The sequence below is a fragment of the Streptomyces sp. NPDC001700 genome, assembly GCF_053596435.1.
The window spans coordinates 99,616-110,491 of the sequence record NZ_JBSFGE010000029.1 but is presented as its reverse complement, the minus strand read 5'-3'; the positions used below and the strand labels follow the sequence as shown (position 1 = coordinate 110,491).

Genomic DNA, 10,876 nt, shown 5'->3' with positions numbered 1-10,876 from the left:
GTCACGACGACGGGGCCCGTCTTCCTGTCCAGCACGGCTCTCGGTGGGGTGTGGGCCTTGGTCAACGCCTGCTGGTATCTGCTGTTCACCTGGCTCGTCAACCGGGGGCGCGCCCTGGTCTCCCGGCCGGTGGTGCACCGGAGGCTGGGCGTGGCCACCGGCGTCGTGCTGCTCCTGCTGGGTGTGGCGGTGGCGACGGGCGCCTGAGCTGCCGTGCGGGTTCTCGGCCTGTTCTCGCAGGCCGATTCGAGCTTTGCCGGGGTCCTCAAGGAGACTGTGCCGGGCCCCTTGAGGCGGGGCGACGGGGGGCAGGCATTCAACAGTGAGGGCAGCGAAGGGCCATGGTGCACGAGACGGTGTTCCGAAGCGAGGACGTATCCGCCGCGGACCGGTTCGACTACTGGCGCGAGCTGATGATCCAGACAGTCGCCCCGATGGACATGAGCAGTGACCACGCCGACGACTTCCGGGCATCCATGCGGGTGCTGGAACTCGGCGCCGTGTACGTGTGGCCGACGGCCTTCCAGGCGGTGAGCTTTCACCGGACCCCCAAGCTGATCCGGCAGGCCGATCCCGAACTGCTCCACATGACGATCGTCGCCAGCGGGACCATGGGCATGGTCCACGCCGGGCAGGAGACCGTACCCGGCGCCGGGGAGCTGTGCGTGGTCGACTTCTCGCAGCCGTTCGACTCCCACGCGGGCCCGGTGAAGGGGGTGGGGGTCGAAATCCCCAAGCAGATGCTGACGTTGACCGGGAACAAGGTCAACAAGCTGCTCGGACGCCGGATATCGGCGCAGAACGGGTTCGGTGCCCTGCTGGCGCAGTTCCTCACCACCGTCACGACGGACAGCACCTCCTTTCAGCCCGCCGACGGCCCCCGGCTGGGGACCATCCTGCTCGACCTGGTGTCCGGACTGTTCGCCCACGAACTCCACGCCGACGACAACCTCACCCCGGAAACCCGCCGGCGGACGCTGACCCTGCGCATCCACTCCTTCATCCAGCGGAACCTGGCCGACCGCCACCTCACCCCCCGCGTGATCGCCGACGCACACCACATCTCCCTCAGCCACCTGCACCGCCTCTTCCGCGAAGAAGGCACCACCACCGTCGCCGTCTGGATCCGCCACCAACGCCTCGAACGCACCCGCCGCGACCTCACCGACCCGGCGCTGCGGCACACCCCCATCCACCAGATCGCCGCCCGCTGGGGTTTCGCCCACGCCGCGGACTTCACCCGCGCCTTCCGCGCCCAGTACGGCATGCCACCCAGGGACTACCGACACCAGGCGCTCGGTTCACATGACGCTTCTGGCCTGGGCGCGGTCACCCAGTAGGTGCGGGTGTTGGTGAATTCGCGGATACCGGCGGCTGCCAGTTCGCGGCCGTATCCGCTGCGCTTGGTGCCGCCGAAGGGCACGCGCGGATCGGAGGCGACGATCGCGTTGACGAAAGCCGCCCCGCTGGTGACGCGGCGGGCGAGGGCGACGCCACGGGCGGGGTCGGCCGTCCATACGCTCAGGCCGAGCCCGTACGGCGTGGCGTTCGCGAGCCGGACGGCGTCCTCGTCGTCCCGGGCGACGGCGATGGCGGCGAGCGGCCCGAAGGTTTCCTCGTCGAAGGCCGCCATCCCCGGCCCGGTGCCGGCCAGGACGGTCGGCTCGTAGAAATAGCCGTCGCCGGGCAGGGCCTTGCCCCCGGTGAGCAGCCGGGCCCCGGCCGCGAGGGACTCCTCGACCTGCCGCTGGATCGCCGCCCGCAGGTCGTCACGGGCGAGCGGGCCGACCTGGGTGTCGCGGTCGCGCGGGTCACCGACGCGCAGGGCTTCGACACCGGCCACGAACGCGGCGGTGAAGGCGTCCGCCACGGTGGCGCTGACGATGAATCGCTTGGCGCACACGCAGCTCTGCCCGGAGTTGGCGAAGCGGGCCCGCACCGCGGCCGCCGCGGCGGCCGCGATGTCGGCGTCGTCGAGGATGACGAAGGCGTCCGAACCGCCCAGCTCCAGAACGGACTTCTTCGCCGCGTGCCCGGCCGCCGATCCGACCGCCGCGCCCGCCCGGTTGCTTCCGGTCAGGGTGACGGCGGCGATACGGTCGTCCTCGATGAGCCCCGCGGTGACCTCGGGTACGGCGCCGTCGCCGATCACGAGCGTGGTCACCAGGTGCTCGGGGAAACCGGCTTCGACGAACAGGTCCTGGAGGGCCAGCGCGCTGCCGGTGACGTTGGACGCGTGCTTGAGCAGGATGCCGTTGCCCGCCACCAGCGAGGGGATGGCGAAGCGCATGACCTGCCAGACGGGGAAGTTCCACGGCATGACCGCCAGCACCAGCCCGGCCGGTTCGTACGCCACCCAGGCCTCCGCTCCGTCGACCTCGACGCGCTCGTCGGCGAGGATGCCGGGCCCCTGCCGGGCGTAGTACTCGGCCGTCACCGCCGACTTCTCGACCTCTCCTTCCGCTTCCGCCACGGGCTTGCCCATTTCCAGGACGGCCAGGGACGCCAGGTGGTCCTCGCGCGCACGCAGGGTGCGGGCGAGGTGGCCCGCACGGGCGGCCCGTTCGGCGACCGGGACGAGGGCCCAGGCGCGGTGTGCGGCATGCGCCCGGGCCACGGCGGCCTCGACGTGTTCCGCGTCCCAGCCTTCGTACGTAGCGATCGCCTCACCCGTCGCCGGGTTGACGGTCGTGATGGTGCCGCTCATGCGGTGGCCGCCCCTCCCTTGTCGTGCTCGGAAAGGTGCGCGAAGGTCTCGCCGGTGGCGGTGATGGTGCGGGTGACGTTCCGGCCGCCGTAGACCCAGTAGATCCGCATGACGCCCGCGCCCCGGTTGAAGAACCGGTGCGGGACACCGGCCGGGACCCAGGTCGCCTGCCCGGCCTCCAGATCGAAGAACTCGCCGTCGATCTCCGCGGTCGCCTCGCCTTCGAGGATCAGGACCGACTCCTCGACGTTGTGGCTGTGCAGAGGCAGCCCCGTACCGGGCTGGAAAACGGTCTGGCCGGTGGTGATGACGGCCGTTTCGGAGTTCCACTTGCCGACGTAGGGGATGGTGGCGACGCCTCCGCCACGGTCGAAGCGTTCGACCTCGTCGGGGTGGATGAGCAGGTTGGGTGCCGCGGGCTTGGTGCACATGGCGAGTTCCGTTCTCGGTCAGGAGTGGTGGAAGAGGCGACGGGAGAGCGTGTTGACCTGGCTGCCGGGGACGACGTACTTCCCGGCGGCCTCGCGCCAGACCGTGAAGTGCGGGGCGGCGCGATGGGCCTCGACGGCCGCCTCGTCGTCGTAGATCTCGTGGAACACGAAGTGGTGGTCGTCCGCCAGATCGCACACGACGTCGAAATACCGGCAACCGGGCTCATCGGTGAAGGAACGCCCGGCGTTCTCCTCGATGGCCGCGAGGAAGTCGTCCCGGCGGCCGGGGACGACCTGGAGCGAAACGGTCAGCGCGATCATGCGGGAAGCTCCTCGAAGGCGGGGGTGGGCAGGGGGACACCGGTGGCGTCGGCGATGCTCGCCAGGGCGGCCCAGGTGTCATCGGCGACGGTGATGCCCTCGGTCCTCAGGCGCTCGGCAGTACGGACCTCCGGCTCGCCCGGGACGAAGACCTCGGCGGTGCCCGGGGCCGTGGGGGTGGCCTTGGTCTCCTCGATCAGCGCTTCCATCCGCCGCTCGAACTCGGCCGGATCGGCCATCGACCGGATGTCGACGCAGATCAGCAGATGACCGACGCCGCTGCGGCCGGTCGGCTGGTAGGGGCCGACGACAGAAGTGCCGAACGCACTGCCGGTCAGGACACCCGCCAGCACGTCGAACATGAACGAGATGGCATAGCCCTTGTGGCCGGCCATGGGCAGGATCAGGCCCTCGATGGCCTGGCGCGGATCGGTGGTCGGCACGCCGTCGGCGTCGGCCGCCCAGCCCTCGGGTATCGGTTCGCCGCGCTCCCGGGCGTGGTAGATCTTGCCGCGCGCCACGGCGGTGTTGGCGATGTCCATCACGACCGTGCCGTAGCGGCCACCCGGGGCGGCGATCGACCAGGGGTTGGTGCCGACCCGCTTCTCCCGTCCGCCCCACGGCGCCATCGCCGGGCTGGCATTGGTGGCCAGCAGCGCCACACAGCCCTGCTCGGCGGCCTTGCGGGTGAAGTACGCGGCCGTCCCGAAATGGCCCGAGCCGCGCACCGCGACCGCGCTGATCCCATGCCGCCCGGCGCGCTCCACACCCCAGGTCACGGCGCGGTCGGTGATCACCTGGCCGAGACCGTCGCGGCCGTCCACGACGAGGACGGCGCCGTTGTCGCTCACGACATCGGGGGTGGCGACCGCCACCGTCGCGCCACTCGCGATACGGCTGAGGTACCACGACAGGCGGAGCATCCCGTGGGACGGATGCCCCCACAGTTCCGCCGTCACGAGAGTGTCCGCGAGCAGCTGGGCGTCCCCGGGGGGAACGCCGTGGGCTTCGGAGGTGGCGGCGGCGAACCCCAGCAGGTCGGCGGCACCGACGGTGTACGGCATGAGACGGACCTCGCATCAGCAGATGTATTCATCTCTGTATACATCACATGCCCCGCCGAAACCACAGGTCTGCGGGTCAGTCCTGCTCGTCAGTCCTGGATGTCAGAGCTGCCCGTCAGAGCTGGACGTCGGCCCCGAAGGTCGGATCCTCGCCCGTCAGGCTGTCGATGAGCGCCTGCAGGGTCTGCGCCAGGTGGTGCAGGCAGGCCGCCTTCGCCGCTCGGGCGTCTCCCTGTGTGATCGCCTTGAGCATCGCCCGGTGCTCCTCCAGCGACGTCAGCATGCGCCGCGGACCGCTGTGCGAGATGTTCCGCAGACGGACGGTCTGACTGCGCAGATCACGGATGGTGCGGGCGAGATACGGATTGCGGCACGCCGCGATGACCGCCTGGTCGAAGCCCTCGGCCAGGTCGTAGAACTCCTGGTACGACCGAACCTGCGCGGCGGTGTCCAGCGCGCGGAACGAGGCGTCGAACTCCTCCAGGCGCTCCAGCAGCTCATGGAACGGGCCCAGTACGCGTTCATCCGACGCCCCCGCCGTCGCCACCGCCGTGACGGCCCGGGGCTCCAGCAGCATCCGGAACTCGAACAGCGCGCGCACACCGCCCAGCGAGATGGCGGCGACCCGGGCCATCTCACCCGGCGCGAAATCGACCAGCCCCTCCTGGGCCAGCCGCCGGATGGCCTCACGCACCGGCGTACGCGAGGCACCCAGCTCCTCACCCAGCTGAACCTCGCTCAGCTTGGCCCCCGGCCGCAGCCGAAGCGACTCGATGTCCCCCTTGAGCCGCTCGTAGACCGCCTCGCCCTTACCAGTCGCCCGGGCCATGAAACTCCTCGCCGATCCGCCGCACACGCTTCTGTATACAGGTTAGCGGGCTGATCGCGAAGGGGGTCGGTACGTACGCGGAGGGAGCTATGAGGACGGTGTGGGCAGTTTCGCGGTCCGTCCGCCGTCGAGCACCACGGTCTCTCCGGTGAGAAAGCCCGACTTGTCACTCGCGAGATATACGGCGAGGTCGCCGACATCGGTGGGCTGGCCTACGCGCCCCAGGGGGTGCAGGCGGTGGAGAGCGTCACGGGCCGCGGGCGGGTCGGGGTGCAACGCCAGGTAGTTCTCGCTGAGTTCGGAAGTGATCCAGCCGGGCGCGATCGCGTTGCAGCGGACGTTGTGTTCGCCGAGGTCGACCGCCAGGGCGCGGGTCAGGCCATGGAGACCTGCCTTGGAGGCGCAATAGGCCGTATGTCCAGGGTTCGCCCCGAGCCCTTCGATGGAGCCGATATTGATGATGCTTCCGCCTCCGCGTCCGCGCATATGCGGCAGAGCCGCCTGGGCCAGGAACAACGGTGCGCGCATGTTGACGGCGACCATGAGGTCCCACTCCTCCACCTGAATGTGGGAGACACCGCGCTCGAACATGATCCCGGCGTTGTTGACCAGGATGTCGATCCCGCTGAACCGCTCCACGACCCCCTCGACCGCCGTCGCGATCGATGACGGGATACTCAGGTCGGCCTGGATATGAGCGACCCGCGGGTGGTCCTGAAGCGCGGCGTCCAGGGCTTGGCGCTGCACGACCGCCACCCGCGCTCCTTCCTCCAGGAAACGATCCACGATGCCTCGGCCTATGCCGCGCCCGCCGCCGGTCACCAGGGCGATTTTTCCGTCCAGTTGCACCGTGCTTCTCCCTTCTCCTCAGTTCGCCACCGGCTTGGCGCCGGTGACCTCGACGGTCTCCCCGGCGATGTAGCGGGCCTCGCTGGACGCGAGGAACGCGATGACGTCCGCGACCTCTTCGGGTTCCGCGATGTGTCCCAGCGGTACGGTCTTGTTCAATTCCGCGACGGCCTGATCCGGATCCAGGCCCCGGCGCTCGAACCCGGAGCGCAGCATGGGGGTGTTGATTTCGTGCGGGCAGACGGCGTTCACACGGATGCCGTCGGGTGCGTGGTCGCGCCCCAGGCTCTTGGTGAAGGCGGCTACCGCTCCCTTGCTGGTGCAGTAGGCGAGGTGCTGCGGACCCGGGTACACGCCCCATACGGAAGACGTGTTGACGATGGCGCCTCCGCCACGTTCCTTCATGGCGGGAATGGCGGCTCGGCACAGGTAGAACATCGCGGTGAGATTGACGTCGAGGGCGGTGTGCCACATGTCGTCGGAGGTCTCCAGAATCGTTCCCCGGGGGATGATCCCGGCGTTGTTGACCAGGATGTCCACCCTGCCGAAGTGTTCCAGGGTGTCCGCGACCACTTGCTCGCAGTAGGCCTTCTCCCGCAGGTCACCGACGCTGAACTGCATCGCGCCGCCCGCCGCTTCGATTTCCTTTGCCAGCGACCGGCATCCATCCGCCGAGACGTCGGCCACCATGACAGCGGCCCCTTCCCGCGTCAGCGTGCGTACCAGACCCTTGCCCACGCCTCCCGCGCCGCCTGTGACGATGGCGGCCTTTCCCGAAAACCTCACCGTGTTCCTCCTTCATGTGTGCCGACGGCTAGTTCTGTGTGTGGTGTCCGTCCACGCGGCGCGCGATGGCCCAGGGGTTCGCCTCTCGCAGGGCCGGTGGGAGCTGGCCCTCTGGGAAGGACTGGTACGCCACCGGCCGCATGAACCGGCCGATCGAGGCGGTGCCCACGGAGGTGGTGGCGGGAGCGGTGGTGGCCGGGTACGGGCCCCCGTGGTGCTGGGCGTAGGAGACGGTGACGCCGGTCGGCCAGCTGTTCCACAGCACCCGGCCGCTCTTGTCGCGCAGCACGCCCACCAGGCCGGTGAGCTGCTCGTCGGGCTCGGCCTGGAGGGTGGCGGTGAGCTGTCCGCCCAGCAGCGACGCGAGTTCCTCCAGCTCGCTTTCGGAACGGTACTGAATGATCACCGTGGCCGGTCCGAAGATCTCCCGTTCCAGCACGGTGGCGTCTTCCCGGACGGCCTCCGAGGTGGTGATCAGCACCGTCGGCCGGGGGGACTCGGCATCGTCGCCGGCGATCAGCTCGTCCACCCGCGGCAGGGCCCGCACGGAAGCGAGTGCCGTGTCGAACGCTTCGCGCAGGTTCGGGGTCAGCAGCGCCGTGAGCGGCTTGGTGCCGAGTTCCCGGCGGAGGACGTCGGTGACCTCGTCGCCGTCGAAAGCGGGCACGAAGAGGAGTCCGGGCTTGGTGCAGAACTGCCCCATGCCCATGGTGGAGGCGTTGGCGTAACCGGCCAGGATCTCGTCCCGGCGGGTGGTCCAGGCCTTCTCGGTGACGAAGACGGGGTTGACGCTGCCCAGCTCTCCGTAGAAGGGGATGGGAACGGGACGGCGGCAGGCGCGGTCGAAGAGGGCGCGTCCTCCGGTCGGGGAGCCGGTGAACCCGACGGCCCGCACGAGCGGATGGTCCACCAGGGCTTGTGCCGCGTCACGTCCGGTCACCGTGGAGAACAGGCTCGTCGGGGCACCGGCGGCCCGAAGCGCTTCGGTCACGATCTGCCCGGTGCGCACGGCGAGGGCACGGTGGCCTTCGTGGATCTTGTGCACCACGGCGCATCCGGCGGCGAGCGCGGAGGCGGAGTCTCCGCCGATCACGCTGAAGGCGAAGGGAAAGTTGGAGGCACCGAAGACGCCGACGACGCCGAGCGGTTCGTTGACGCGCCGGATATCCGGCCGTGGCCCCATGCCCCAGGACGGGTCTTCGTGGTCGATGGTGGCGGCGAAGTGTTCGCCGCGGACGATCTCGTCGGCGAAGAACCGGAGCTGGAAGACGGTGCGCTTCAGCTCGCCTTGGAGACGTCCCGTGGTCAGGTGTGTCTCCTGCTCGGCCAGCGGCACCAGTTCCTCGGCGTGTTCTTCCAGCGCTGAGGCGATGGCCTCCAGCCACTCCGCCCGTCGGCGCGGCGGCACCTCCGTTGCCTGCTCGTACGCCGTCTGGGCCGCTCGGACCTGCTCATCGAGCTGCTCGGTGGAGGTCGTGGACAGGGCGTCCGCAGTGGTGGTCATGCAGTGTTTCCTCGTCGGTGTCGGTGTCGGTGTTTGGCGGTGTGTTTTCAGTGCCGCTGTTCCAGGCTGGTGTGGACGTGGCGGGCCACTCGGGTGCCGCTTTCGATGGCGCCGTCGATGAAACCGGCCCAGATGTTCGCGAAGTCGCTGCTCGCGAAGTGCAGGACCCCGGTGCTCGCCTGCAACGCCTCGTGATACTGGGTGAGTTGGCCCGGTTGCTGGATCAGCCAGGTCTCCTGGGAGTGGGGGTCTGCCATCCAGTCGTGCCCGCCGACTTCGAGCACGTCGAGGTCATCGCGCCAGACCCGTAGCGCCGCGTCGATGGCCTTCGGGTCGTTGACGTCGACCCGGGAGGAGTCGGCGCCGAAGGCGACCAGTACGGCGTCGTCCGCCCCGATGAACTCGGTGCGCACCACGGAGAGCGGGTGGTGCTGTGAGGAGTAGGCGAAGAACGGGGTGATGGGGCCGCGCACCCGGATCCATGCCTTGGCGCCCCGGGAGGCGGTCTTCTCCAGGCTGGGGTGGATCTTGTCTTCCGGCAGCGCGGGGGTGACGTCGAGCTGGTGCAGCAGGTTCTGCGGCAGGGTGATCACCACGCGCCGGGCCCGGAGGGTGCGGCCGTCGCCGTAGGTGATCTCGGCTCCCCGCTCGTCGTGGGTGATCGAGCGGACCGGGGCTTCGAGGCGGATGTCGGCGCCCGAGTCGGCGGCGATGGCTTCCACCAGGCCCCGCGTGCCGTCCGTGAGCCGGAAGATCGCGGAGGCTTCGTGCATCAGGTGCCAGGAGCCGGCGGTCGCGGCGGTCCAGCGCAGGGCGCTGAGGTAGGCGCACTGGGGGAGCGGGGCGTTGAAGTGTCCGACCCAGGCGGCTTCGTTGGCGTTGCGCTCTTCGACGGGCAGGTCGAGTTCGTCGAGCATCTCCTGGAGGGTGAACTGGTCGACGTCGGCCAGCCGCCGCACGGTCAGGGGTGCGTCGGGGCGGGGGATCCACTTCATGGTGTCTTCCAGCAGCCGGGTCATGCCCGGGTTGATCAGGTTCATGAAGTCGTCCAGCGTCCCGCGGCGCACATCGTCACCGGCGAGCCAGTACGTTTCCTCCGAGCGGGGCCCGCGGGTGACGTCCAGCCCGTAGCGGGTGACCTCCGCCCAGGCGTGCGGCTGGACCCAGTGCAGCCAGGTGCCGCCGATCTCCAGGTCCCGGCCGAGACGGTGATCGGTCCAGGTCCGGCCGCCGATCCGGTCGCGCGCTTCGAGGACGACGGTCCGCACTCCCTGGCGGCTCAGTTCGCGCGCGGTGATCAGTCCGGCGACTCCCGCTCCGACGACGACCACGTCTGCCTGCTGTTCCATGTCTGCCCTTTCCTGTGTGACGGGCCTTATCCGTGTGACGGGTGCCGACTACGCCGTGGACACGTCGAACTCGACCGTTCCCCAGCCCTCGAAGGTGCCCGCCCAGTGGCCGGTCTCGTTCATGGGCACGGCCCGCAGGCAACTGCCGGGGAGGATGACCTGTCCCGGTTCGAAGGCGATGTCGTAGGCGGCGAGCCGGTTGCAGAGCCATGCGGTGGCGGCGAAAGGGTTGCCGAGGATGTTCCTGGTGCTTCCTTCGATGACCTGGCGGCCGTTGAAGTGCAGGACCCCTCGGGTGTCGCTCAGCGAGAGGTCGGCGATGCGGCGTGGTGTTCCGCCGAGGATGACGGCGCCGGTCGAGCCGTTGTCCGCCAGGGTGTCCGGCAGGCCGATCGCCCAGTTCTCCACGCGCGAGTCGATGATCTCGATGGCGGGCACGGCGTACTCGACGGCGTTGATGACGTCGGCGACGGTGATGTGGGGACCGCTGAGGGAGCGCCCCAGGATGAAGGCCGGTTCGAGTTCCACGAACGGTTCGATGTAGCGCTGCCGCTCCTGCGGGACGCCTTCGTAGGCGAACGTCGATCCGAGCAGATACCCGTAGTCGGGCTGGTCGAGACCGAAGGCGTCCTGCATCACCTTGGCGATGTTGCCCAGCTTGTAACCGACCAGGCGGTCGCCGTCGGCGATGGCCGCTTCCATGGCGATCCGCTGGACCGCGAAAGCGCTGTCCGCGTCGAGGGTGGGCCAGGTCGTCGTCGGCGCGGTGACGGGCTTGGCGCTGGCTCGCGCCGTGCGCAGTGCCGTAGCGATGTCGTGGAGTTCGGACGTCTGCATGGAAGCCACCCACATCTCCTGGCGTTCACATAGTGAACTGAACGTTCAAGCAAGGTGAGTGTGATGGTGGGTCGCGTGTGCCCTGCTGTCAAGAGTCGCAGGGCTGTCCGGAAGCCTTGACGGGCCTTGATGTTCATGCCACGCTTCCGAAAATTTTGGTCGTGGTGCTCAGTATTTGAACACCTTCTGTTCAGGAAGG

Annotated in this window: 11 protein-coding genes and 1 pseudogene; 2 read left to right on the top strand and 10 right to left on the bottom strand. The window is 69.2% G+C overall.

Going from position 1 to position 10,876, the window contains the following annotated elements:
- A pseudogene (locus ACWC5C_RS36050) lies at positions 1–207 on the top strand (hypothetical protein); the annotation flags it as partial.
- A 134-nt stretch (positions 208–341) separates the two neighbouring features.
- Positions 342–1,340, top strand: a complete 999-nt coding sequence (locus tag ACWC5C_RS36045) for a helix-turn-helix domain-containing protein (RefSeq protein WP_450882551.1) — start codon at positions 342–344, stop codon at positions 1,338–1,340.
- Here ACWC5C_RS36045 and ACWC5C_RS36040 read toward each other — a convergent pair.
- The 10 genes from ACWC5C_RS36040 to ACWC5C_RS35995 all read right to left on the bottom strand — a co-directional run bounded on the left by ACWC5C_RS36040 (position 1,280) and on the right by ACWC5C_RS35995 (position 10,686).
- Positions 1,280–2,707 (bottom strand): aldehyde dehydrogenase family protein, encoded by a 1,428-nt coding sequence (locus ACWC5C_RS36040; protein WP_450882549.1) that lies wholly within the window; start codon positions 2,705–2,707, stop codon positions 1,280–1,282. The two genes, ACWC5C_RS36045 and ACWC5C_RS36040, sit on opposite strands and share 61 nt — an antisense overlap.
- A complete protein-coding gene (locus ACWC5C_RS36035) occupies positions 2,704–3,138 on the bottom strand; it encodes a cupin domain-containing protein (RefSeq protein WP_450882547.1) in 435 nt (144 codons plus the stop codon). Before ACWC5C_RS36035 ends, ACWC5C_RS36040 begins: the two co-directional genes overlap by 4 nt.
- Before the next feature lie 18 nt (positions 3,139–3,156).
- Positions 3,157–3,459 carry a putative quinol monooxygenase gene (locus tag ACWC5C_RS36030; RefSeq protein ID WP_450882545.1) on the bottom strand — a complete coding sequence of 101 codons (303 nt, stop codon included), beginning with the start codon at positions 3,457–3,459 and terminating at the stop codon, positions 3,157–3,159.
- Positions 3,456–4,523, bottom strand: a complete 1,068-nt coding sequence (locus tag ACWC5C_RS36025) for an Ldh family oxidoreductase (RefSeq protein WP_450882543.1) — start codon at positions 4,521–4,523, stop codon at positions 3,456–3,458. The genes ACWC5C_RS36030 and ACWC5C_RS36025 overlap by 4 nt, the downstream gene beginning before the upstream one ends.
- A gap of 115 nt (positions 4,524–4,638) precedes the next feature.
- Positions 4,639–5,352: a GntR family transcriptional regulator gene (locus ACWC5C_RS36020; RefSeq protein WP_450882541.1), complete on the bottom strand. Its 714-nt coding sequence runs from the start codon at positions 5,350–5,352 to the stop codon at positions 4,639–4,641.
- 87 nt (positions 5,353–5,439) lie between these two features.
- Positions 5,440–6,201: an SDR family NAD(P)-dependent oxidoreductase gene (locus ACWC5C_RS36015; RefSeq protein ID WP_450882539.1), complete on the bottom strand. Its 762-nt coding sequence runs from the start codon at positions 6,199–6,201 to the stop codon at positions 5,440–5,442.
- 18 nt (positions 6,202–6,219) lie between these two features.
- Positions 6,220–6,987, bottom strand: coding sequence for an SDR family NAD(P)-dependent oxidoreductase (locus ACWC5C_RS36010; RefSeq protein WP_450882537.1), 768 nt, complete (start codon positions 6,985–6,987; stop codon positions 6,220–6,222).
- A gap of 28 nt (positions 6,988–7,015) precedes the next feature.
- The gene (locus tag ACWC5C_RS36005) at positions 7,016–8,491 is read right to left on the bottom strand and encodes an aldehyde dehydrogenase (NADP(+)) (protein WP_450882535.1); all 1,476 of its coding nucleotides are present in this window, start codon (positions 8,489–8,491) and stop codon (positions 7,016–7,018) included.
- Between the two features lie 47 nt (positions 8,492–8,538).
- On the bottom strand, positions 8,539–9,840 hold the full coding sequence (locus tag ACWC5C_RS36000) for a flavin monoamine oxidase family protein (RefSeq protein ID WP_450882533.1): 1,302 nt from the start codon (positions 9,838–9,840) through the stop codon (positions 8,539–8,541).
- 48 nt (positions 9,841–9,888) lie between these two features.
- A complete protein-coding gene (locus ACWC5C_RS35995) occupies positions 9,889–10,686 on the bottom strand; it encodes a 2-keto-4-pentenoate hydratase (RefSeq protein ID WP_450882531.1) in 798 nt (265 codons plus the stop codon).
- Positions 10,687–10,876: the final 190 nt, after the last annotated feature.